The 23,593-nt window shown below is 59.6% G+C and carries 22 protein-coding genes; 11 read left to right on the plus strand and 11 right to left on the minus strand.

Annotated features, from left to right (window positions below; genetic code table 11):
- Positions 1 to 106: 106 nt before the first annotated feature.
- Complete coding sequence (locus tag M7F93_RS06380; RefSeq protein ID WP_298170802.1) at positions 107 to 349, minus strand: pilus assembly protein; 243 nt, start codon at positions 347 to 349, stop codon at positions 107 to 109.
- 380 nt (positions 350 to 729) lie between these two features.
- Between M7F93_RS06380 and M7F93_RS06385 the strand changes: the two genes are divergently transcribed.
- From M7F93_RS06385 to M7F93_RS06400, 4 genes are all read left to right on the plus strand, one after another.
- Positions 730 to 1,221, plus strand: coding sequence for a type II secretion system protein (locus M7F93_RS06385; RefSeq protein WP_298170806.1), 492 nt, complete (start codon positions 730 to 732; stop codon positions 1,219 to 1,221).
- Between the two features lie 27 nt (positions 1,222 to 1,248).
- The gene (locus M7F93_RS06390) at positions 1,249 to 2,145 is read left to right on the plus strand and encodes a hypothetical protein (RefSeq protein ID WP_298170809.1); all 897 of its coding nucleotides are present in this window, start codon (positions 1,249 to 1,251) and stop codon (positions 2,143 to 2,145) included.
- Between the two features lie 11 nt (positions 2,146 to 2,156).
- Positions 2,157 to 2,537, plus strand: coding sequence for a DUF3617 domain-containing protein (locus M7F93_RS06395; RefSeq protein ID WP_298170811.1), 381 nt, complete (start codon positions 2,157 to 2,159; stop codon positions 2,535 to 2,537).
- Between the two features lie 104 nt (positions 2,538 to 2,641).
- Positions 2,642 to 4,123, plus strand: a complete 1,482-nt coding sequence (locus M7F93_RS06400) for an NHL repeat-containing protein (protein ID WP_298170814.1) — start codon at positions 2,642 to 2,644, stop codon at positions 4,121 to 4,123.
- Positions 4,124 to 4,341: 218 nt separating this feature from the next.
- On the opposite strand, the gene M7F93_RS06405 is transcribed toward M7F93_RS06400, so the two are convergent.
- On the minus strand, positions 4,342 to 5,091 hold the full coding sequence (locus M7F93_RS06405) for an MBL fold metallo-hydrolase (protein WP_298170816.1): 750 nt from the start codon (positions 5,089 to 5,091) through the stop codon (positions 4,342 to 4,344).
- A gap of 261 nt (positions 5,092 to 5,352) precedes the next feature.
- Here M7F93_RS06405 and M7F93_RS06410 point away from each other — a divergent pair, with 261 nt between their 5' ends.
- Both M7F93_RS06410 and M7F93_RS06415 read left to right on the plus strand, forming a co-directional pair.
- Complete coding sequence (locus M7F93_RS06410; RefSeq protein WP_298170819.1) at positions 5,353 to 6,231, plus strand: alpha/beta fold hydrolase; 879 nt, start codon at positions 5,353 to 5,355, stop codon at positions 6,229 to 6,231.
- Between the two features lie 102 nt (positions 6,232 to 6,333).
- Entirely contained in the window at positions 6,334 to 6,867 is a 534-nt protein-coding gene (locus tag M7F93_RS06415) for a carboxymuconolactone decarboxylase family protein (RefSeq protein WP_298170822.1), read from the plus strand.
- Between the two features lie 79 nt (positions 6,868 to 6,946).
- On the opposite strand, the gene M7F93_RS06420 is transcribed toward M7F93_RS06415, so the two are convergent.
- Together M7F93_RS06420 and M7F93_RS06425 are read right to left on the minus strand one after the other, a co-directional pair.
- Complete coding sequence (locus M7F93_RS06420) at positions 6,947 to 7,258, minus strand: chaperone modulator CbpM (protein ID WP_298170825.1); 312 nt, start codon at positions 7,256 to 7,258, stop codon at positions 6,947 to 6,949.
- 24 nt (positions 7,259 to 7,282) lie between these two features.
- Complete coding sequence (locus M7F93_RS06425) at positions 7,283 to 8,236, minus strand: DnaJ C-terminal domain-containing protein (protein WP_298170828.1); 954 nt, start codon at positions 8,234 to 8,236, stop codon at positions 7,283 to 7,285.
- Between the two features lie 115 nt (positions 8,237 to 8,351).
- Here M7F93_RS06425 and M7F93_RS06430 point away from each other — a divergent pair, with 115 nt between their 5' ends.
- On the plus strand, positions 8,352 to 10,481 hold the full coding sequence (locus M7F93_RS06430) for a UvrD-helicase domain-containing protein (protein WP_298170831.1): 2,130 nt from the start codon (positions 8,352 to 8,354) through the stop codon (positions 10,479 to 10,481).
- Between the two features lie 18 nt (positions 10,482 to 10,499).
- Complete coding sequence (locus M7F93_RS06435) at positions 10,500 to 10,907, plus strand: ComEA family DNA-binding protein (protein WP_298170835.1); 408 nt, start codon at positions 10,500 to 10,502, stop codon at positions 10,905 to 10,907.
- Positions 10,908 to 10,928: 21 nt separating this feature from the next.
- On the opposite strand, the gene M7F93_RS06440 is transcribed toward M7F93_RS06435, so the two are convergent.
- Genes M7F93_RS06440 through M7F93_RS06450 form a run of 3 tightly spaced genes read right to left on the minus strand, consistent with a single transcriptional unit; the run spans position 10,929 to position 12,980 of the window.
- Positions 10,929 to 11,861: a homoserine kinase gene (locus M7F93_RS06440; protein ID WP_298170838.1), complete on the minus strand. Its 933-nt coding sequence runs from the start codon at positions 11,859 to 11,861 to the stop codon at positions 10,929 to 10,931.
- 43 nt (positions 11,862 to 11,904) lie between these two features.
- Positions 11,905 to 12,240: a DUF2782 domain-containing protein gene (locus M7F93_RS06445; RefSeq protein WP_298170840.1), complete on the minus strand. Its 336-nt coding sequence runs from the start codon at positions 12,238 to 12,240 to the stop codon at positions 11,905 to 11,907.
- A 20-nt stretch (positions 12,241 to 12,260) separates the two neighbouring features.
- Complete coding sequence (locus M7F93_RS06450; protein WP_298170845.1) at positions 12,261 to 12,980, minus strand: LOG family protein; 720 nt, start codon at positions 12,978 to 12,980, stop codon at positions 12,261 to 12,263.
- 69 nt (positions 12,981 to 13,049) lie between these two features.
- On the opposite strand from M7F93_RS06450, the gene polA reads away from it, so the two are divergent.
- On the plus strand, positions 13,050 to 15,749 hold the full coding sequence (gene polA / locus M7F93_RS06455; RefSeq protein ID WP_298170848.1) for a DNA polymerase I: 2,700 nt from the start codon (positions 13,050 to 13,052) through the stop codon (positions 15,747 to 15,749).
- A gap of 2 nt (positions 15,750 to 15,751) precedes the next feature.
- On the opposite strand, the gene kch is transcribed toward polA, so the two are convergent.
- The 4 genes from kch to panD form a co-directional block, all read right to left on the minus strand.
- Positions 15,752 to 17,014, minus strand: a complete 1,263-nt coding sequence (kch, locus tag M7F93_RS06460) for a voltage-gated potassium channel protein (RefSeq protein ID WP_298170852.1) — start codon at positions 17,012 to 17,014, stop codon at positions 15,752 to 15,754.
- 65 nt (positions 17,015 to 17,079) lie between these two features.
- Positions 17,080 to 17,766, minus strand: coding sequence for a ribosome biogenesis GTP-binding protein YihA/YsxC (gene yihA, locus M7F93_RS06465; protein WP_298170855.1), 687 nt, complete (start codon positions 17,764 to 17,766; stop codon positions 17,080 to 17,082).
- A 126-nt stretch (positions 17,767 to 17,892) separates the two neighbouring features.
- On the minus strand, positions 17,893 to 19,098 hold the full coding sequence (locus tag M7F93_RS06470; protein ID WP_298170858.1) for an MFS transporter: 1,206 nt from the start codon (positions 19,096 to 19,098) through the stop codon (positions 17,893 to 17,895).
- 12 nt (positions 19,099 to 19,110) lie between these two features.
- Positions 19,111 to 19,497 (minus strand): aspartate 1-decarboxylase, encoded by a 387-nt coding sequence (gene panD, locus M7F93_RS06475; protein WP_463670958.1) that lies wholly within the window; start codon positions 19,495 to 19,497, stop codon positions 19,111 to 19,113.
- A gap of 237 nt (positions 19,498 to 19,734) precedes the next feature.
- Here panD and M7F93_RS06480 point away from each other — a divergent pair, with 237 nt between their 5' ends.
- Both M7F93_RS06480 and tyrS read left to right on the plus strand, forming a co-directional pair.
- Entirely contained in the window at positions 19,735 to 22,029 is a 2,295-nt protein-coding gene (locus M7F93_RS06480; protein ID WP_298170861.1) for a plasma-membrane proton-efflux P-type ATPase, read from the plus strand.
- A gap of 96 nt (positions 22,030 to 22,125) precedes the next feature.
- A complete protein-coding gene (gene tyrS / locus M7F93_RS06485; protein WP_298170864.1) occupies positions 22,126 to 23,361 on the plus strand; it encodes a tyrosine--tRNA ligase in 1,236 nt (411 codons plus the stop codon).
- The last annotated feature ends 232 nt before the right edge of the window (positions 23,362 to 23,593 follow it).

Below are 23,593 nucleotides of genomic sequence, written 5' to 3' on the forward strand. Positions count from 1 at the left end.
AAATCATCGAGAAAATAATGGATAATCTGCGAAATCGCTGAAAAATGAGCGAAGGGGAGAGGATGCCTCCAACTCAAATGGCGAAATTTTTGTTATTCGAGGTTCCCTAGGTTTGAGCACCTTCCTTATCTGCATTATTTAGGGCGGTTTGGGCGTTAGTCAGGCCCTGAACACCGCTCTTCCCGCCCAACTGGCTGGAGATGCTGGACATCTGCCCGCGCACATCCTGGCCGAAATAGGCATAAACGGCGATGGCGGCAATGGCCACCAGGGCGACAATAATGATGTATTCGGTCATACCCTGGCCGCGTTCGCGGAGGCCAGCGGGGATTGAACTTTTGCTCTTCATGAGGATCTCCTGAAATTATGGAATAAAGCGCCTATCGGATCGTAACAACTTGCGATGGAGCTCTCATGGAGTGGCTCCTCACGGTGCAAACTATAGCAAGGCCATCGTGAATTGACCGTAAATCTCTAATGTACCAAAGAAACAGCAGGTTATTTGTTTTTTTGCGCCATAATTATGGCCTTCCCGCACAAAAATGTTCATTTTTCCCGTGGTGGAAAATGGCCATCACTCCGGCTGGTACAGGATATCGGGAAGGATTTGCGCGCCTTGCACGGCATCTTTTAAGCCGCAGCGTTTTCTGCTAGTTTCTCCGGCATGGGGCCTGTTACGATGCCGGCCCGTAAACTGCCGGAGAAGTAAATACTATAGGAGCTATTCGCATGGCCGCAGTAAAGCCCGTCGCAGTGAAGTCCGTAACACAAGCGGGCTTTACCCTGATTGAACTGATCGTCGTTATTGTCATTCTGGGTATTCTGGCCGCTTTTGCCCTGCCGCGTTTCGTCAATCTCCAGTCGGACGCGCGGGCATCGGTGGCGGAACAACTATATGGTTCCATCCAGTCCGCCGACTCTCTCGTATACGGCAAGGCTCTGGTTACCGGCGTGGCGGGCGCACCCACGGCCAGTGTCCCTATCGGCCAGGGCATCACCGTCGATACGATCTACGGGTATCCCAATGCCAGCAGTAACGGCATCGGTCAGACGCTGCAGGATACGGGCGGGCTGCTCACGCTCTACGCCCTCGCGCCGGGCGGCACGGCCACTTTCCAGGTGAACGGGGCGACCAAGGCGGCCACCTGCCAGGTTACCTACACGCCGCCGGGCAGCGCCAATGCCGCGCCGGTGGTTTCCGAGGCCACCAGCGGCTGTTGAGGCCGCTGCGCTGATGGGATGGCGCCGGTGAAGCTTCCGTGCCCGGAAAAATTACCGCTGTGCAGGTGGTTTGGGGCGGCCTTCGCCATCGTGGGCGCCGAGTGGCGCGGTTTCGCGCTGCTCGGCGCCGCGCTGGTGGCGCTCGCGGCATTTCCTTTGCCTTTATGGCTACAAACGGTGTTGTCGCCACTCTTTCTGCTGGCCGGTCTGTACCTGTCGCGGCGCGCTGCCGCGGAGGGCGCCGGCGAGTGGAAGGAGGGCCTGGCTGGTGCCTTTCTCGGCGGCCTGCTGATCGCCGGCCTGACGGTCGCCCTCAGGCTCGGGCAACTGACCGTTGCCTTGATCGCCATTGTTTTCATGCACCGGCATTGGGAGATCACGGGTGCCACCCTGACCGCCGTGGAGCGCTGGGATCTGCTGGGCGTCAGGCTGGCCAATCTGGCCGGGGCCGTCTATGTCTGGATCATCCTGCCGTTTTTCATGATCCCGCTGGCCTATGATCGCGGCCTGTTGCTATGGCCTTCCTTCCTGGAGTCGGCCGCCACCCTCTCCCGGAACCGCCGCCTCTGGCTGCCTATCGGGGAGTTGTGGGCGGGGTTGATCCTGGCGCACCTGCTGTTGCCGACCGCATCCCTGGTCTGGCTGGGCCTGTTTATCTCGGTATTGGGGCCGCCGGTGGCCCATGCCGCGTATCGCGAGGTCTTCGGCGAGCCGCCCCATCCGCCCAAAAAGCAGAAAAGGGCATTCTGGGCCTGGCACCGGGACTCCAGATATCTACCGGTAAAAAACTTCCTTACCCCCCAAGCTCTGTCCATCACAGCCACACCACAGGAGAACATCGCATGTCCCGTTCCTTCTCTTTGCTCGCCCTCGCGGGCGCATGGGTCCTATCGTCCGCCAGCGCCATGGCCCACCCCATCCTGAGCGAGTCGCCCATGGAACCCGGTTTATGGGACATGACCGTCGCCGGGACCGTTCATGTCCCTTCGGCCAACGTCAGCGAACCGGTCCACCGCAGCATGCAGGTCTGCATCAAAGCCCATGAGCCCCCCGCCGAACCTTTCCTTCCCGCCCATCACGGCCCTTGCACCACGACCCACGCACCGCTGGCCAACGGCCGCGAACAGTGGAATATCCACTGCACCACGCCCCATGCCACGGTGAATCAGGTGGGCTGGATCCAGAGCCTGCCGCAAACCTTCGACTCGCACTGGCAGATCACCGAGAACATCACCGGACCGGCCAGCTACGCGACGGAAACCACCATGCGGATGAAGGGCCGTCGCGCCGGCCCCGACTGCGGCTCCGTACGCTGAGATGCCCAACCAAGTTACTGGACAAGACAACCATAGGACTTGGGAGAAGACGATCGCCATGCCATCCCGCCCCTTTCTGTCGCCTTCCCTTGCAGAGGAAATCCATGCCAAAAAAATCAATCACCATGCTTTATGCGCTCTTGACCCTGGTGCTTTTACCCATTGTGGCTCGTGCGGGGGTTGATACCCCGGTGGCGGTTGCGGGAAATGTGGTCGCCCCACTGGGGCAGGGAGGGACGTATTCCCTCTTCCTGCCCGCCCCGCCGGGACCGGCGCCCTACCAGGTCCAGGTCCAGGGCGGCCCCCGCGGTATCACGGTCAGCGCCCCCACGGGGCTGCGCGGGACGGTACAGGGACGGATCACCGTGCCTCCTTCCACGCCGGCCGGGGCCTGGCCGCTGCGCCTGACCGTAAGGGCCGCAAATGGCCAGGAGCGGGTCAGCCGGGGGTGGCTGCTGGTGGACGGCCTCTTTGTCACCCTCGCCGGGAAGCATCCGCAAGTGCTGGCCTACAGTCCCACCGGCAAGCCGGTGCCCATGCCGGGGGCCTTCGTCGGCCTGATCCATCCGATGGACATGGCCTACCGTGCCCGCGACAACACCCTTTATGTGGCCGATGTTGGACAGGATATCGCAGGCGGCAGTCCCGGCGGCATCCGGGTCTTCAGCAACACCGGCGCGCCTGCGGTGAGCGCTTTTGCCGGTATCAACCGCCCCACCGTAATCACGGATGACGACGGACATTTTCTCGTTGCGGGCGACAGCGGCAGCAATTGGTGGATCATGAATGATGCCGGGTTGGTCATTGGCCAGTCGGGGGTGGGTTCTCCCGTCTTCAGCGGCTGGAATTCGTCCCCACAAGGTATCGCCAGTGCTCAAGGGAGGGTTTATGTCCCCTGGGGCGAGGGCTATCCCTCCGGTGTGCGGGTCTATACCTTAAATGGCCATCGTATCCGGATGCCCGGCGCATTCCCGGATACGGGCGGCACCGAGCAGCACATGGATACCCCCATGGCATCCCCCAATGGCGTCGCCTGGAGTCCCCGGCGCCGTCTCGTGTACGTCATGTACAGGATCGACCACACCCGGAGCCGCCTGGCCATCCGCGCCTATGGCCCACAAGGACAACCGGTGGCTATGGCAGGTGGCTTTCCGGATTTGGGAGGATGGTCTTCGGTACGACATCTCGCCAATCAGCTTACAGCCAGCGCCATCACCGGCGATGTCTACGCCATCAGCGGCCATCACACGGTGAATATTTACTCGCCCGACGGTAGATCTCTCGGTGCATTTCCCGTTCCCGCAGCGGCCACGTCCGTTCTCGCCGTGCCCTATGGCTGGCAGGGGGATGCCGCTGCGTCGGATACCCAGTCTAATGGCATCCCCATGGCGCGAACGGAACCCGCTGCCTGCCCGCCGGGTTACACCTGTATACCGGCCCAACGCGCCACGAACGCCTCAGCGACCCCTATCCACAAGCATGTGTCGCGGGGCTCTGGCAATGTGGTGCAAGATGCCACCAATCAGGTCAGTACGGTCAGTAATCTCGCCTGGTCCATATCCAACCTGGCTAATGCCTTGCCCTGAACATGAACGCGGGGCGCATGGCGACGAGTAATGTGCCCTGTTTGCGGGAGTCGTTGCGGCAGATGGTGCATGGCGGACCAGCGCCAGACAGACACTGACGGCTGTAACGGCTTGGTACCCACCGTCTGCAAAAAAAGCCGATAATGCCAAGAGCAAAACATTTCTGTTGAGCCAACCAGGAGCATCGACAGGAGGATGGATAGAGCCGGACATATCGCTTACCCCTGCAGGGACGGGTCACACAAACGCCGCACATGCTCTGGCAGTTCGGCAGGGCACTCACCGCATTGGCGGTTGGCGGGTACCGCATAGTCCATTTTTTTGGGGTAGGCCAGATTCAGCCCCGCCATAATGTCCTGGAATTCTTTTACGCTTTTGCCCGCCAGCCGGGAGTTCCTCTCTTTTTCCTGAGCCACAGAAGAAACGTGTCGATGCTGATAATCGTGCGCTGGGTAGATCAGGGTTTCGTCCGGCAGGCTAAATAACTTATCCTGAATCGACCGGTACAGCGTGGCTGCATTGCCATTCTGAAAATCGGTGCGTCCGCAGCTATCGATCAGCAGCGCGTCGCCAGTAAATGCCCACGGAGTATCTCCCCCGGTCAACAAATAACTGTGGTGAGCATCGGTGTGGCCGGGTGTGAACAGTGGATAAAAGGTGAGGAGACCCACCCTAAGTGGTTGCCCCTCCGCCACACCTAAATCTGTGCAGGGAAGTCGGTCCATGGCCGGACCGGCAATCTGGCTCCCCGCAACTGCTTTGAGCTTGCATGCACTGGTGACGTGATCTGCATGAATATGGGTTTCCAGGGTGTAGGCGAGGCGCAGACCCAGCGCCTGAAGCACCCGCAAATCCCGCTCCATGGTCTCCAGTACGGGATCCAGCAGGACCGCCTGCCCCGTCTGGGTGCAACCGAATAGGTAGGTGTAGGTGGATGATTCCGCTTCAAATAGCTGACGAAATATCATTGAGTATATCTCCTTGGAGGCCGGTGGCATTGCGAGAATGGTATCTCCTTTATGCACAGGCATGAATAGACGCTGATTTCGATACCCAATCAAATATTGCGAGGATCGGGTTTCTCACAGCCCCAGCGCAAGCCATCAGTGCGAGAAGGTGACGATGACTGGTTATAACCCAGACGCAGATTTTGGTGCTGGAATTGACCGGCAACGACCACATTCTGCTAACCTGTTTCTGGTGCAATGGTTTTGGGCCTTGACAACACTATGAAGCGTTCACTCACCCTGGATTCCGGCCGGGTTGTATCCTACGAAGATGTCGGTGACCCGAACGGGAACTTGCCGGTGTTGTTCTTTCACGGTACCCCCGGTTCCCGCCTGCAACTGGAGTTGTTGCCCGCGGCCCTGCGGGATGGCCTGCGCTGGATTGCCTTTGACCGGCCGGGTTACGGAGCGTTGGATCGGCAGCCGGAATTGACCATGGCCGAAGTGGCGGCGATGGGCGAAGTCTTGGTAAGTCGTCTGGGGCTTGACGCCTTTCATGTGCTGGGTTTCTCCGGTGGCGGTCCTTACGCGCTGGCTTGTGCCTACGCCATGCCGGAGCGGGTGCGCTGCGCACACCTGGTAAGCGGCTTGGGGCCGTTAGACATCCCGGAAATATGGTCTGCTTTGCGTCGGCAAGATCATGTCCTCTTTACCCTGATACGCAGGGCGCCGTGGCTCTTCAGGGTGTTGTTGCGCCTGAGCATGGGTGGTGTGCGCCAGGAGCCGGAACGTTTCGTGGCGCGGCTGGCGGCAAAGATGAGCGCCGGCGACCGGTCCTTGTTGGCGGCACCGGACGTTCTGGCGAAGCTGTGCGTCGATTTGCGGGAGGCGTTGCGGCAAGGGACAGGGGGGATGGCCGATGATCTCGCGATACTCAACCGTCCCTGGCCCTTCCGCCTGGAGGATATTCAGGTGCCGGTGCATGTCTGGCAGGGCGCCCAGGATCAGGTGATCAACCCACAGGTCGGTTTGGCGATGGCTGCACACCTGCCGACGGCGCAGTATCATCTGCTGGAGTCGGGTACGCATCTGATTTTACTGACCCATGCGGCAGAGATTCGGATGGAGATCCGGGATGCGTCTGTCCTGACCCGCTGGTAGAACCCACCCGGTACTTCGGCCACAACGCTTGCAAAGATATTTAATACCGACTAGTCTGTATGCTCAGTCCCGCACATACATGAACGCCCATTGGAGCAATTTATGTCTATCCTGCAAATCATTACGCCGGAGGAAGCCTCCGGCAGGACCGCCGAGTTGTACCAGGAAATTGAAGGTGCTTTTGGACGGGTTCCCGCCGTCGTGCAAGTTTACGGATCGAGCCCGGCGCTTCTCGCCCAACAGTGGGAGGGCATCCAATACTATCGTCATCATCCCCGTCTCGGAGCGGCGTTGCTCGCCACTATTCGTATGTTGATTTCCCAGGCCAACCAGTGTGATTACTGCGTGGGCTTCAATGAGGCCATGCTGATCAACCACCTTGGTCAAAGCCCTGAGGCGGTGGAGGCCACCAAGCAAGATCCAGGGGCGGCGCCCTTGAGCGATCGGGACAAGGCCATGCTCCTGTTGGTGCTCAAGGCTGTGCAGACGCCACCGTTATTGACACGGGAAGATGTGGAGACGGTGCTTACCCACGGCTGGACAGAGAGTGATGTCCTGGACGCGGTGGTGCATGGTGCCCGCAATCAGATGGCAGATGTTGTCATCAATGCTTTCAAGGTAGAGCGCGATTTTTGAGCGTCCGGGCCGCACTGACGTAGGCATGGCGGCTTCGCTTGATCTGTCACCGTGGCGCAACCCTTGGGAATGGCCTGGATCATCGACTTCTCCCGGCTGGCGACCACATCCTTAATCGCTCCAGCAAGTCCACCGCCAGCGCCGCACCCGCCATGTCGATCTCCAGATCGCGGCTAAGGCGGCGGCTGAGGCGGGCGCGGTAGAGATCGAGGCTGCGGAAGCGCCAGTGCTGCGGGCCGCTGCCTTCGGGGTGGATGACGCCGTAGCGCACCAGTTGCACGGCTTCGCCTTCACCACAGTGGAGCAGGGTACAAAAGTGCGGAAAATCGAAGCAGAAAGCGCCCTCTTCCAGCAATTCTGCTTCGATGACGGTGATCGGTGGTGAAACCATGGGGCATTCTCCTCTGTCTTCCAGTCAGCGGCGGGGATGAAAGTCGGACATCTCCGCCAGTTGGTCCCACAGGGCTTTTTCCGGCGCACTGATTTTTTTGGGGACGACAATCTGGATTACCGCATATAGATCGCCGGGCGTTTTACTGCCGGAGCCCGGCAACCCCTTCTGACTGAGCCGCAGCTTTTGCCCGCTGGCGCTGCCCGCCGGAATCTTCATGCGCACGTCGCCGTCCAGGGTGGGCACCTCGACGCTGGCACCCAACACTGCCTCCCAGGGCGTGATATGCAGGTCGTGGTACAAATCGCTACCCTCTACCCGAAATCTGGGGTGTGGCTGGAACTGGATGTGCAGATACAGATCGCCATTGGGACCGCCGCCCAGGCCCGGCGCACCCTGCCCGGCCATCCGCAGCCGCTGACCTTCGCGGATGCCTTTGGGAATTTTGACGGTCAGGTGCCGCGCTTCCCGGCGCATACGCCCATCGGGACCCATGGTGGGCACTTCCAGATTGATCTCGCGCTGAGCGCCGTGGGCGGCATCTTCCAGGCTGACGCGGATAGTGGCCTCGCTGTCTTCGCCCTGGCTGCGAAATCCACCTCCCCCACTGCCGCGAAAGCCGCCGCCCTGCTGCTGACGGAATATAGACTCGAAAAAGTCACTGAATCCGCCGCTGCCAAAATCCGGCGCACCCCCGCTAAAGCCTCCCCCGCCCGTCTGCTGTCCCCAGCCGGGCGGGGGCCGGAACTCCTGACCGGCCCGCCAGTTGCTGCCCAACTGATCATAGGCGGCGCGCTTCTCTGGGTCTTTGAGCACCTCATAGGCCTCCTGAAGATCTTTGAAGCGGTCTTCCGCGTCCTTTTCCTTGCTGACGTCCGGGTGATATTTGCGCGCCATTTTGCGATAAGACGCCTTGATCGCGTCGGCATCGGCACTGCGCTCGACCCCCAGAATTTTGTAGTAGTCCTTGTATTCCAACTCGTCCCCCTTATCATTGGTTATAGCAGACAGTGGCCCGACTGCAAGTCTGCTTTCACAATGCGGTCATTATGCCGTATTTTCAAGCTTGGACGCCCAAGCGCGAGGAGTTGCTGTGTCTGAATGGTCTGCTCTCAATCCCCGCCAGATGGAGGCGGTGACTCTGCCACCTGGTCCGGCGCTGGTGCTGGCGGGGGCTGGTTCCGGCAAAACACGGGTGCTGACCAGCCGCATTGCTCATTTGCTGGAAGGAGGTGTGCATCCCGGTGAGGTTCTGGCGGTGACTTTCACCAATAAGGCAGCGCGGGCTATGCGCGGGCGGCTCGATGGTATGGTCGCCATGGATTTGCGGACCCTGTGGATGGGCACCTTCCATGGTATTGCCCACCGCCTGCTGCGCATGCATCACGAGGTGCTGGGCTTGCCTGCGGACTTTCAGGTCCTGGATGCTGACGATAGTCAGCGCCTGCTGCGGCGCATCATGCGCGAGGCGCAGATGGATGAGAAGCAGTGGCCGCCGCGGGCCATGGCCGGGCGCATCGGTCGCTGGAAGGATGAGGGCTGGGGGCCGGGGCAGGTACAACAATATGAAGGACCGGTGGCGGTACCGTTCATTCCTATTTACAGCGCTTATGAAGCGACCAAAAAGCGCTCTGGATTGGTGGACTTTGGCGATTTGCTGCTGTATGCCCTGCGTCTCTGGGAGTCGCCGGAAATCCTCGATCATTATCAGCGTCGTTTCCAGCATGTTCTGGTGGACGAGTTTCAGGACACCAATGCGGTGCAATATGCCTGGCTGAAAGGATTGGCCCGGCATGGGCAGATTTTCGTGGTCGGTGATGATGACCAGTCCATCTATGCCTGGCGTGGCGCGCGGGTGGAGAATCTCCTGCGCTTTGCTGAAGACTTTTCTGGGGTACAAGTGGTGCGGCTGGAGCAGAACTATCGTTCGACGGCGCCCATTCTGCAGGCCGCCAATGCGGTCATCGCTCACAACCCCGATCGTCTCGGCAAAACCCTGTGGACGGCGGAGCCGGGGGGAGAAGCCATTCATCTGTATACCGCCTACAATGAGGTCGATGAGGCGCGCTATGTGGTGGGCCGCATTCAGCGCTGGCTGGAAGGCGGCGGTCGTCGTTCCGAATGCGCGATTCTCTATCGCTCCAATGCCCAGTCGCGTGCTTTTGAAGAAGTGTTGGTGCGCGAAGGGATGCCCTATCGGGTCTATGGCGGTCTGCGCTTTTTCGAGCGGGCGGAGATTAAAGACACGCTGGCCTACCTGCGCCTCACGGCTAATCGTCATGACGATGCCTCCTTTGAGCGGGTGGTGAATGTGCCGGCGCGTGGCATCGGTGCGGTCAGTGTCGAACGCCTGCGGATTCTGGCACGGGAGCGCGGTTTGTCCCTCTGGCAGGCGGCGGGAGAGTTGGGGCAGCCGAAAATCAACGCCTTCCTCAATCTGGTGGATGATCTGGCCGCGCAGACGGCGGAGACGGATCTCGGCGAGCGGGTGGAGACGGCGCTGGCCCGTACCAGCCTGCGGGAATGGCATGGTCGCGAGGGCGATCGTGCCGAGGGCCGTCTGGAAAACTTGGACGAGCTAGTTAACGCCGCGCGCAGCTATGCCCAGGACTGGTCTGCCGACCCCAGTCTGGGTGATCTGGTGCCGCAGCCGGGGAATATGCTCTCGGAGTTTCTGACTCACGCTGCGCTGGAGGCGGGGGACGGTGCCGGAGATGCCTGGGAGGACTGTGTGCAGTTGATGAGTCTGCACAGCGCCAAGGGGCTGGAGTTTCCGCTGGTGTTTCTGGTGGGCCTGGAAGAAGGGTTATTCCCTCATCAGCGCTCCCTGGAAGATCCTCAGGGGTTGGCGGAGGAACGGCGCCTTTGTTACGTGGGCATGACCCGCGCCATGCGTCTGCTGGTGATCAGCCATGCCGAGAGTCGCCGTCTGCATGGCAGCGAACGGATGACCATACCTTCCCGCTTTCTGCGGGAGATTCCCGAGGAATTCCTGCAGGAACTGCGGCCACGGGCGCGGATCAGCCGCCCTGCCATACCCGTGCGCACCGCGGTGCCGGAGATGCCTTATCCCCTGGGTTCACGCCTCCAGCATCCGGTATTCGGCGAGGGGGTAGTGCTGGATTATGAGGCGGGTGGTCGCCAAGGGCGGATTCAGGTGCAGTTTGCGTCGGGGAGCAAGTGGTTGGCACTGGGGGTGGTGGCTTTGGAGCGTTTGCCTTAAAACAAGGAGTGGAGCGTGATGAAAACAGGATTACGGGGATTTTTGTGCTTGCTGTTCCTGCTGTTTGCCCCTGCCGTCTGGGCGGCGGTGAATATCAATACGGCCGATGCTGCGGCGCTGGATGCGCTGCCAGGGATTGGTCCGGCCAAGGCACAGGCGGTGCTGGAATACCGGCAGGCCCATGGGCCTTTCAAGAGCGTCGATGATCTCGCCAGCGTCCATGGCATCGGCCCCAGGCTGTTAGAGCACTTGCGCCCGATGGTGAGCCTCAGCGGCGACTCGGTGTTGCCGCAAAAAACGGCTCGACAGGCTGGTCACTCTCATGCTGCCGTGCCGGTGGGAGAGGAACGCGTCGTTCGGCGCGGAAGTCACGGCTATATTCTGGAAAGCTCTCCACAGAGCAATGCCTTCTCGCTCAAGGACTAAGCTACCGTGGCGGGCTGGTGTTTATATCAGCTGCCGACGCTGCAAAAGAATTCGCCGGTATTCCTCCGGATCTTTGCATAGGGTGATGGCGCCGGGGCGGCGAAAATGTATGGCATCCAGGCGCAGAAGCCAGAAGCGTAGGGCGGCGGCGCGCAGCAGCGGGAACCACAACACTTCCTCGCCGGCCTGCAGAGGGCGGGCAGCCACATAGGCATCCCATAACGCCGTAACTAATGCCCGGTCAAAACGACCATCGGCTTCCGAGCACCAGGAGTTGGCTACCACCGCCAGGTCGTAGAGCCAAGCATCATCCCCAGCGTAGTAAAAATCGATGGTGCCGGAGATCCGGCCGTTCTCGAACAAAACATTATCGGGGAAAAGGTCGGCGTGCACGACGCCACCGGGGAGAGCTGTGCGATCCAGTGTGCCCTGATAGGCAATCTCGTCCGCAATAACCGCGTTGTTTTCGGGGCTCAGGTGCGGCACGAGATGTCTGGCTGTTTCCAGCCACCAGGTGAGTCCGGCAGGATTGGGGTGTCGCTCTGGAAAGCTCTCCCCGGCCAGATGCATCCGCGCCAGCAAGGTTCCAAGCGCGCTGATTTCGGCAACAGAGGGCGCCCGCCCCTCGATGGACGTACCGCTCAAACGCTGAACGATGGCGGCGGGTTTACCGCATAACGTGCTGAGACTGTGGCCTGCCAGGGTGCGCATGGGGCGCGGGCAGGGAATGCCGTGCAGGCTCAGCCATTCGGTGAGATCAAGAAAATAAGGAATTTTGCTGCGCGGCAGTCGCTCGAAGAGGGTCAGGACAAAGTGACCCTTTTCAGTGTCGAGGAAATAATTACTGTTCTCTACCCCGGCGGAAATGCCGGTCAGCGCGCGGGCGCCGCCGAGGTCATAATCCCTGAGAAATTGCGCGAGTTCGAGGTCGCTGACACGGGTATAAACAGACATAAACGGCACTTTCGCTCAGAGATTGGGAATAAACGGGGCTCGTTTACCAGCGGAAAATAACCCACTGAGGCACACTCAGGTGTTCAGCCGCCGTTTGTGGCACTTCGGTGAAACGGCCGGTGCCGCCCTTGTCTTCCAGATAATAAGGCGGAAACGGCTTTGGTGGAATGACCTTGACCATGTACACCTTGCCATTGACCTTATACTCCTCAATTCTGGAGCCTTTTGGCACCTTGATCTCGGCTTTAGACCCGGCCTTGGCCTCGGGGGCCAGGGTGGGCAGATGCAGTTTCTGGATATTGTCCGCCGCCCATGCGGAGAGGCTGATGCCTAACGCAAAGCAGGTACCGACAATGAGGGTGAAGATGCGTATGGACATGGTGATACTCCTGGGGGTCCTTAAAGGTTGAGAAGGGCCTCTGTCTCAGCGGCGGAAGGCGCAAAGCCGCGTTTTTCATAGTGATTAAAAATGGCTGATACCACTTCGTCGGTGTCGTCGATCATGGTGATGAGATTGAGATCTTCCGGCCTGATGGTCCCCGCCGTCAGCATGGATTCCCGCCACCAGTCGATCAGTCCTTTCCAGAAACTGGACTCCACCAGAATGATGGGCATCTTGCGGGTTTTACCGGTCTGTACCAGGGTCAGACACTCGGCCAGTTCATCCAGCGTTCCAAAACCGCCCGGCATCACCACATAGGCGACCGCGTATTTCATGAACATGACCTTGCGTGAGTAAAAATGCTCGAAAGATATGGAGACATCCTGGTAAGGGTTGGTATGTTGCTCGTGGGGCAGTTCGATATTGAGCCCGATGCTGTAGCCCGTGCCGCGAAAGGCGCCCTTGTTGGCGGCTTCCATCACCCCGGGACCGCCGCCGCTGATGACAGAAAACCCGGCATTGGAGAGTTTCTCGGCGATCTCCTGGGTTTTCAGGTACCAGGGATGTTCCGGGTCAATGCGGGCTGAACCGAAAATGCTGACACAAGGGTCGACGTCGGCCAGTTTTTCGTAACCGCGCACAAACTCAGCCATAATCTGAAAGATTTTCCAAGCCTCGCGGGTGAGGCGGCCTTCGCCCCTGTCGCGCAGTTTTTCCTCTTCGAGATGTGCCCGCATCCGTCGTTCCCGTGTCAAAGATGATAATTTTCCGTATTATGACGGAAATCCGCGGAGAAGTCCCAGACCATGCCCCAAGACCCCCGTATCCTCGTCGATGCCTCCAGCTTCCTCTATCGTGCCTTTCATGCGCTGCCTGACCTGCGCGCCCCGGACAAGCTGCCGACCGGTGCTATTTACGGCGTCGCCAACATGCTCCGTCGCCTGCTGAAAGAGTATCCGAGTGACGAAATCATCGTCATATTCGACGCTCCCGGCGGCACGTTCCGGGACAAACTTTATCCTGAGTATAAGGCACAGCGGCCCTCCATGCCGGAGGAGTTACGAGTTCAGGTGCCGCTGCTGCACGAATGGATCAGGGCCATGGGGCTGCCGCTGGTCATCGAACCCGATGTAGAGGCAGACGATGTCATCGGCACGCTGGCCCAGGCGGCGGCGCCTGATCAGGAAGTGCTCGTCATCACCGGTGACAAGGACATGGCGCAATTGGTGAGCCCGCGAGTGCGCCTCATCGACACCATGAAAGGGGTTGCAACGGATGTGGCCGGGGTCGAGGAGCGCTTTGGTGTGCCGCCGGAGCGCATTGCCGACCTGCTGGCCCTGACCGGGGACAAGGTGGATAACATTCCCGGCGTACCGGGTGCCGGACCGAAAACCGCCGCTAAGTGGCTGACGCAGTATGGCGATCTGGACGGCGTGCTGGCCCACGCCGGTGACATCGGTGGCAAGGTGGGTGAAGCGTTACGCGCCTCCGCACATTATCTGCCTTTGAGCCGCGATCTGGCGACGATTCGCTGTGATGTAGCCCTGCCGACCGCGACTTACGCACGCCGGACGGCGGATATGCCCACCCTGCGGGCGTTGGCGCAGCGCTTGGGTTTTCACGCCTGGCTTAAGGATCTGCCTGCGGACGATGCTGGGGAAACGCCGGAAAAGCAGAGCAGTGATATTGAGCGCGCCGCCTACCAGGCCATCACCACTGCGGAAGCGCTGAACACGCTGCTGCTCGCCCTGAAAATGGCCGCTGTGGTCGCTCTGGACACGGAAACCACGAGCCTCGACCCGCTCCATGCCGATCTGGTGGGGATTTCCTGCGCCTGGCAGGCCGGTGGTGATTATCAGGCCGTCTACATTCCCGTTGGCCACCGTGACGGTAGTCCGCAACTGGATCAGCAGACCGTACTCACCGCCTTGCGCCCGTGGCTGGAAGACCCACAGGCTGCCAAGCTGGCCCAGAACGCTAAATACGATTGGCGGGTTTTCTGGCGGCATGGCATCCACCCCGCCGGCCTGGCCCGCGACACGTTGCTGGAAAGCTACGTCTTAAACAGCAGTCACAACGGCCACGATCTCGACACCCTCGCCGAGCGCTACCTGCAGCATCAGAACATCCGCTACGAAGAGGTGGCCGGCAAAGGCAAGTCCGCGCGTAATTTTGCCGATGTGCCGGTAGTGGAGGCGCTGCCCTACGCGGCAGAGGATGCCGATGTCTGTCTGCGGGTGGACGCGCAGCTCTGGCCGCGGCTCGCCAGCGAGCCGGGCTTGCAGCGCGTGTTGATGGAAATAGAAATGCCGCTGGTGCTGGTGTTGGCGCGTATGGAAGAAGCGGGTGTCAAAGTCGATCGTGCCCAGCTCGAAGTGCTGAGCACGGAACTGAGTAAAGACATGGCGGACTGTGAACAGCAGGCCTTTGTTCTGGCGGGGCAATCCTTCAACCTCAACTCCCCCAGGCAGATTCAGGAAATCCTCTTTGACAAAATGCAGTTGCCGGTGCTCAAAAAAACCCCCGGCGGTCAGCCGTCGACCAATGAAGATGTGCTCGCCCAGCTCGCTGTTCACGCCGATCTGCCGCGCCTGATTCTCGATTATCGTGGCATGGCCAAGCTCAAAAACACCTATGCGGATGCACTGCCGCAGATGATCAATCCCGACACCGGCCGGGTCCATACCCATTTTCAGCAGGCGGTGGCGGCCACCGGACGCCTCTCCTCCAGCGATCCGAATCTGCAAAATATCCCGGTGCGTACCGAACAGGGCCGGCGCATTCGTCAGGCTTTTGTCGCCGAGGAGGGGCACTGGCTGCTGAGCGCCGATTACTCGCAGATCGAACTGCGTATTATGGCCCATCTCTCCAAAGATGCCCGTCTGTTGCAAGCCTTTGCGGAGGGACAGGACATCCATGCGGTTACCGCTGCCGAGGTCTTTAATCTTGCACAGGAGGCGGTGGACGGTGCTGCGCGCCGGGCGGCCAAGGCTATCAACTTCGGTCTGATTTACGGGCAGACGCCCTACGGTCTCGCGCAACAGTTGGGCATTGATCAGGCGGCCGCGCGACAGTACATGGACCGTTACTTTGAGCGTTATCCGGGCGTTCTCGAGTATATGGAGCAGACCCGTGCCCTGGCGAAAAAGCAGGGCTATGTGGAGACGCTCTTTGGCCGCCGTCTGTATGTACCGGAAATTCGCTCCAGCAACCCGGCCCGGCGTAATTATGCGGAGCGTGCGGCTATTAACGCACCTATGCAGGGCACTGCGGCGGATCTCATCAAGATGGCGATGATTGCCGTGGATGCCTGGTTGCAGGAACAGCCCGAGCGTGGTCGGATGATTCTCCAGGTGCATGACGAACTGATTCTGGAGGTGCCGGAGGCTGGCTTGGAGGCCGCGAAGTTGGCGCTACGGGAACGTATGGAGGGCGTTGCGGAGCTGGCCGTGCCTTTGCTGGTAGGGCTGGGCGTCGGCAGACACTGGGATGAAGCCCACGGTTAATCTCAGCTCTTTTTGTCCGTCTCTGTCCCGCTGCTGAAGCGGAACATCTTCATCACCGCATTGCTGTCCAGTTGTTCGCCGCTGAGGGCCATCGCCAGCAGTTCCCCACCTAACACCTGGGGGGCGATAATCATATCCGGCTGTACCCGGCGTACCCGGCCCAAATTTTTACTGTCATTGACGGCGGCTACTGTTTTGGCCGACCCCTCCATTTCTTTGACAGCCAGCACGACAAAGGCGTTTTCTGAATCGTCCGCACGCAGGGCGAGCACGGCCGCAGCCTGTGCGGCCCCGGCACCACGCAACACATCCGTATCGCTGGAGTCGCCGATGATCAAATCCTCTGGCTGATAGATGGAGTCATCAGGCTGGTGTCCTATAATCACTACTACGGACAGATTGCGGCCTTTGAGTTCGCGATAGCTGTTGCGTGCCAACGGCGTGTCCCCGGCGATGATATAGTGGTCTTTACGGATCATGCGGCGTTTTTCTCCTTGCAGGGCCGCTTGCAGGCGGTTGTTTACTGCCGGAACGATAATGGCTGAAAGCGAAGTAGCAAATACCGTGATTCCCAGTACGATCAAAGATACCACAAATAGTCGCGATTCGTTGCTGACCGGCAGGATATCTCCATAGCCCACGGTGGCCATGGTGACTACCGAAAAATAGAGCGCCGTAGAAAGGCTGTGAATTTGCGGTTTGAATCCGTCCCCCAGAATGTATGCGCCAAAGACGCCATAACTCACAACCATGATGGCGCCGACTAATGCAAACAATGTACCAGTTGCCAAGCTGCTGCGATTGAAACGGCCGCGAAATACCCACAGAAAAAGCACCAGGGCGGCATTGTAATATAGCAGCACGGAGATCTGATGCGGGTGCCGATATATCCCGAAGACAAGGATGGCTGTTGCCATAATCAGGACGAGCGCCCAGGCAAAACGGGAGCGGAAGAGCAGACCCAGGGACATGATGAGCAAGATGACGCCTGCAGCGCCCTGTGGAATACCGCGAAAGGCATCGAGCACAAAGCTGTGGGAGACCGCTGCCAGACTGCCGGCGTAGCTCAGGCCCAGCAGATGCTCCAGCGCTGGGAGGATATTGAAGATCCCGAGAAAGCCCACCGCCGCTGCGATGGGGAAATGCGGATACCAGTCCTCCAGGTGGAGGAGAGTCGTCCAGCGTTGCCCGCGCGCGCGCCAGCGGGCACGCCAGTCCGGCCGCAACACATGCCAGGGGTGACGTTCACTGAACTTTTTGGGCACGCTTCACTCCAAAGCCGTGGATAGCCCATTGGTTGTCTGGATCCGGTCTACCCTCCCTGGCCGGATCATGAGTCCTCCCCTCCCTTTGAGGACTCGCTATTAGCCCCGGTATCAGCCGGGGTTTCTTTTTCTGCTTCTGGTGTGAGCCAACTCGCTATACGTTCATGCAATTCGTCTATACCAAGCCCTGATTGGGCAGAGAAGAGCTGCATGGCGACCCCCTGCAATTCTGGAATCCGCCGCAGGCGGGCCATTTCTTGAATAGCCGCGCCGCGACTGAGTTTGTCGGCTTTGTTCAACAAGACATGCACCGGCCTTCCGCAATCCGCCGCGAAGGCAATGAGATCTGCGTCATGAGGGCCGTAGGGGTGGCGGATATCCATCACCAGGATCAATCCGCGCAAACTGCCGCGACGCCGCAGATATTGTTCCAGCAGTGGTCCCCAGGAGCGTCGTAGCGCCTCGGGTACTTTGGCATACCCATAGCCAGGCAGATCCACGAGGCGCTGACCCGGATCGAGGTCGAAAACATTGATGGCCTGGGTACGGCCCGGGGTGCGGCTGACCCGCGCCAGCGCCCGGCGCTCGGTCAGCATATTGAGGGTGGATGACTTGCCGACGTTGGAGCGGCCGGCAAAGGCCACTTCGACGCCATCATCGGCGGGTAACTGTTCCGCCTGGGTTACACTCAGGCGATAGGCCGCCCGCCGTAGCGGCGCGAAACGAAAGGAATTGGGGTTGGTATGGTCCATGCTTAGAGCATAGTCGCCGCCTACCCTGTCTGGCAATGTGGAACCATAAAAGTTGCTCTTGTCGCCGTCTTGGCGAGGTCCTGTATTTTTAATTCCGTCATCCGCGCCGTCATCCGCGTTGTATCATTATTTTCTAAAAAACCGCTGAAAAAAATACAAATACGCGCCTTGCAGTACCCCCGCAATGAGAAAGGGCGTTACCAAGCTCTCTGACTGAAAAAATGTGGCGGTAATCGTCGGACCAATAGCACGCGGGGCCTGTACAGACAGACTATTCACCGTCGCGGCCAGGCCCCGTCGGTCCTCGTCCACCAAGCCGAGAAATAGCGCCTGCCGTGAGCCTATGTTCCCCTGATTCAATGCCCCACGGGCGACAAAAATCAGCATCGCCAGCCAGAAAAACGGCGAGAATGGTAGAACCAGCAACAGAAGCAGTCCGAGCAGACGCATGCGCAAAACCGTTCCCACCAAGCCAAAGCGCCGAGTGAGGCGCAGACCGATCAGCGACATGAAAGCGGCACTGACGAAGGCGAGTGCCATCGCGCCACCAATCGCCGCTGGTCCCACCCCAAAGCGCAGGTGAAACCAGTACGCCATCAGCGGCCCCACCATACCAATTCCCAGACCATTCAGGGCATTGATGGTGCCGAAAGTCAGCAGCACCCGCCAGATGGGCTTGCGCACCGCCGGAGGATCTGTCTGCACCTGCTCACCTTGCTCCGCTGATGCCGCAGCGATCGGCGACTCTTCTGCAGCATGCAAAAACAGCAGGCAGATAAGCGAACCCAGCAAGACAATCAGGAAGAGCGGTCTGTAAACCTCAGCACCCGGCAACATGCCCGCTAAAATACCGGGTAAGGTGGCCAGCGTGGCACCCCCCGTCATTCCAAAGAGTCCGATGCTGGTATTAAAGTGAAAAATCTTTCCCCATTGTTCGCTGGCCACACTCCGCGACATCCAGGATTGCTCCGCCGGGGCGAAGGGACCGGCCCCGCCGTTGGCGCCGCGACCGAAGGCCCCGAGAATGGCAGCCAGGGCGAGCCAGACGGGCTGCGCCGTACTGAGCGCGATGGATGCTGCGACGAGCTGAACCCCCTCGTAGCCCAACAGAAAGCCTTTGGCACCAAAGTGATCACTCAAGGGACCCGCCAGCAGGGTCGCTAAAGCGCCGACCAGCAGGCTAACCGAGTACAAAACGCCAATATTCAGCGTTGTCCAGTGCAGGGCATGCAGATAGAGCGCGAAATCCACGACCAGCGCCCCCTGCCCCACGCTGCGGGCGGCGCGCGCTCCCATCAGCAGCCCTGCATTGCGGGGGATTCCCTTCAACAAAGGGCTCGCCGCTCAGGCAGGGACGGGATCAATCTGCTGGCTGCGTCGGGTTATGCGATTGCGCTCATCCACATACACCAGTTGCGGCTGAAAACCGGCAACTTTCTCTTCCGCCACCTGCGCGTAGGCCGCAATGATGAGGATGTCCCCCAAGGCCACCCGGCGCGCCGCGGCGCCATTGACTGAAATGATCCCCGACCCAGCCGGTGCGCTGATCGCATAGGTACTGAAACGATCGCCATTATTCACATCGTAAATGTGTATTTGTTCGTAAGGATGGATGCCCGCCGCAGCCAGCAGATCGTTGTCAATCGCGCAGGAGCCCTCGTATTCCAGTTCGACGGCGGTAACCCGCACCCGATGCAGTTTACCCTTCAACAAGGTCAACAAAATCATCATGCACCCTCATCCCAATGAGGGTGATTCGCCAGCCGGTTTACCTCCCAGGCGACAAACGCCAGGATAACAGGTGTCCCCACCATAATCACTATTTCTCCCCAGAGGTTTAACATGACGCCATGCTCCCGATGCAATGCAATCTGCGCAGTTTACTACCAGCACGGCCTGCGGGGGAATCTTCGTGGGTTTCAGGGTTCTATACTTGAACGAACATAAAAGATATCGGGATAGCGGAATATGCCGGAAAACACCTGCAACGGACTGAGTAGCAACGAGGCGCGGCAACGGCTTGCCCAATATGGCCCCAACGCAGTCACCGAAGAAAAACCCAAAAACTGGCTGCTCTTTCTCCACAAATTCTGGGCACCGGTACCCTGGATGCTGGAAGGCACCTTGATTCTGGAAGCCATATTGGGTAAGTGGCCAGAAGCCATCATCATCACTTTGCTCCTCATCTTTAACGGGGTGCTCGGTTTCAGCCAGGAGCGCAAGGCGCAGAGCGCGCTGGATCTGCTGAAAGAGCGCCTGCGGATTCAGGCCCGCGCCTGTCGCGACGGACTATGGCAAAGCATCTCGGCCGCCGACCTGGTGCCAGGTGACCTGGTTCATGTGCGGGTCGGCGACATCGTCCCCGCCGATCTGCATCTCAGCGATGGCAGCATACTGGTAGACCAATCCGCCCTGACGGGAGAATCCATGCCCGTGGAGTGCGCCGCGGGCGATACCCTCTATTCCGCATCCGTCGTGCGTCGCGGTGAAGCGTCAGGTGAGGTCACGGCGACCGGCGCCAGGAGTTATTTCGGTAAAACCGCAGAGTTGGTGCGCGGCGCCGGTGCCAAAAGTCACTTGGAAGAATTGGTTCTTTCCATTGTCCGCTATCTGGTAATAATGGACGTTGTTCTCGTTGCCGCGATCCTGATTTACGCAGCCGCCAGCCACCTCTCTCTTGCGGAAATACTGCCTTTTGCGCTCATCCTGCTGGTTGCTTCGGTACCGGTGGCGCTGCCCGCCACCTTCACCTTGGCCACCGCCATCGCCTCTCTGCATCTGGTGCACCGTGGGGTGCTGGTCACCCGTCTGGCCGCCGTGGAAGAAGCCGCCGCCATGAGTGATCTCTGCAGTGACAAAACCGGCACCCTCACCCAGAACCGCCTCAGCCTCAGTCAGATAAAGACCTGGCCCGGCGTAGAAGAGACGCAACTGCTCAGTATGGCCGCCATGGCCAGTGACAGTGCCACCCAGGATCCCATTGATCTCGCCATTCTCCGGAAGTCGGCAGCCCGGATCGCAACGCTGCCTGATCGCCAGCAATTTGTGCCTTTTGATCCTGCCACCAAGCGTTCTGAGGGGGTTTTCATGCGGGACGAGGCATCATGGCGCGCACTCAAAGGCGCGCCCCAGATCATCGCCAAACTCTGCAGCAATACGGACTGGGAACAAGCGACAACGGATCTCGCCGCCAGTGGCGCACGGGTGCTCGCCGTGGCGGCCGGTCCGGATGGTCAACCGCGCTTTCTCGGTCTGCTCGCACTCGCGGACCCCATCCGCCCGGATGCTGCCGAAGTCGTCCAACATTTGCGGGAACTTGGCGTGCGGGTCCGCATGATCACCGGCGACAGCCTGCAGACGGCAAAAAATGTTGCCACATCGCTGGCCATCACGGGCCGCGTTTGTGACCGCAGTGCCCTGGCTGAGGACTGTGGCGTGTATGCCGGGGTTTTCCCCGCCGATAAGTTTCATCTGGTGCAGGGGTTGCAGAAAAAAGGCCGGATCGTCGGCATGACCGGTGATGGCGTCAACGATGCCCCTGCACTTAAACAAGCCGAGATGGGCGTGGCCGTGGAAAGTGCCACCGACGTTGCCAAGGCAGCGGCCAGCCTTGTGCTTACCACGCCCGGTCTGCAGGGGGTACTCGATGCGGTGGTCACCGGTCGGCGGGTCTATCAGCGCATGCTCACCTATACCCTCAACAAAATCGTCAAGGTCTTTCAGGTCGCCCTGTTCCTGAGCCTGGGCTTCTTGATGTTCCGCAGCTTTGTGGTCACACCGCTGCTGGTCCTTTTGCTGCTCTTCGCCAATGATTTCGTGACCATGTCGCTGGCAGAGGATAATGTGCGTCCCTCGCCCAAACCGGACCGCTGGGATATTCGTACTCTGGTCCTCTCCTCATTGGTGGTGGCTTTCGCCTGGCTGATTTATATCTTCGTCGTGTATGGCGTGGGCCGGTCTCTGGGCCTGCCACTGGCGTCCGTGCAGACCCTGGATTTCCTCGGGCTGGTGTTTTCCGGGCTCGCCAATGTCTTTTTGGTGCGGGAGCGCGGCCATCTCTGGGGATCAATCCCTGGTCGCTTCCTGCTCTGGGCAAGTCTGACGGATATATTGGTAGTAAGCGGTCTGGCGGTTATGGGCTGGCTGATGGCGCCCCTACCGATAGTGATTGTCGCCAGTCTGCTCTTGGCGACGGTGTTCTACACCTTAATTCTCGATCAGATCAAGGTGCCTTTGTTGCGGAGATTAACCAGTGCTTGTTGACATGGGGTGCGGATGTCCGGGGAGTGGCAAAGACCATTCAGCCATGGCCCTGCCAATGCTAATATGCTGCCTTATCACAAAACACTGGCTCAGGTTATGACAATAAAGCATCAGGACGCACACGAACAAATTGCGCTCGGCACCGTCGACATGCTGCCCGAAGGCGAGATGCTACAGCGGCTCGCGGCGGCACAGCGCGATAATAAACCCCTGCGGATCAAGCTGGGCATGGACCCCACCGCTCCGGATCTGCACTTGGGGCATACGGTGCTACTCCATAAAGCCCGTCAATTCCAGGATCTTGGCCATCGCCTGCTGTTCGTTATTGGCGATTTTACCGCCATGATCGGCGACCCCACGGGCAAGAGCGTTACCCGCAAAGCGCTGAGTCGCGAAGAGGTGGTGGCCAATGCCGCGACCTATCGGCGTCAGGTGTTCAAGATACTGGATCCCGAGCGCACCGAGGTGATGTTTAACTCTGAGTGGCTGGGTGCCCTGCGTCCTGAGGAGCTGATCCAGATCGCCGCGCGTTACACTGTGGCGCGCATGCTGGAACGCGATGACTTCAACAAGCGCTACAATGCGAATCAGCCCATCGCTATTCACGAGTTTCTGTATCCTTTGCTCCAAGGCTATGACTCGGTCGCCATCAAAGCGGACGTGGAACTGGGCGGTACCGATCAGCGCTTCAACCTGCTGGTAGGCCGGGAATTACAGCGTGAGTATGGCCAGAAACCGCAGTTGGTGCTCACCATGCCCATTCTCGAAGGCCTGGACGGCGTGCAGAAAATGTCCAAATCGTTGGGTAACTTCATCGCGGTCGAAGACCCGCCTGCGGAAATGTTTGGCAAGATTATGTCGATTTCAGACACTTTGATGTGGCGCTATCATGCGCTGCTCTCCCGAGTATCCGCGGCAGAGCAAATGCGCCTGCAGGATGCAGCGGCCAGTGGCGCGCGTAATCCGCGTGACATCAAGCTCGATCTGGCCTGCGAACTGGTGGCCCGTTTTCATGATGCAGCGGTCGCCCAGGAGGCTCATGCCGCCTTCCTGGCCCGTTTTCAGCGCCACGAGACCCCCGATGATCTGCCCCTGCAAACGCTTTCCTTGCCGGCAGCGCCGCGTCTCAGTCAGGTGCTCGTACAGGTGCAACTAGCTGCCAGCACCAGTGAGGCCATGCGCAAGATGAAAGAGGGTGCGGTGCGCCTGAATGGTGAGCGGGTCGTTGACCCGGCCACTACCCTGACGTTGGGAGCGGAGTATTTATTGCAGTTTGGTAAACGCCACTTCGCCCGTGTCTCCCTGAGCAAGGCCGATTCCCAAGCCAGCTGAAATCATCTGTTGACACCCTTCGAGCGCTCCGTATAATGCGCCCTCACGACGCGGCGCTGAGCCGCACCGGGCTCCGGTCCGGATGTTCTTTACCAGCCGAGTGGAGATGTGTGGGGTTTAGGCCCAGGGGTATTATTGGTGCGTAGGCACTGGTGATTACCCTGAGCAGTATTGTGTTTAAGATGGATTGAACTTAAGAGTTTGATCCTGGCTCAGATTGAACGCTGGCGGC

The organism is Acidithiobacillus sp. (assembly GCF_027322205.1).
Lineage (GTDB): Bacteria > Pseudomonadota > Gammaproteobacteria > Acidithiobacillales > Acidithiobacillaceae > Acidithiobacillus.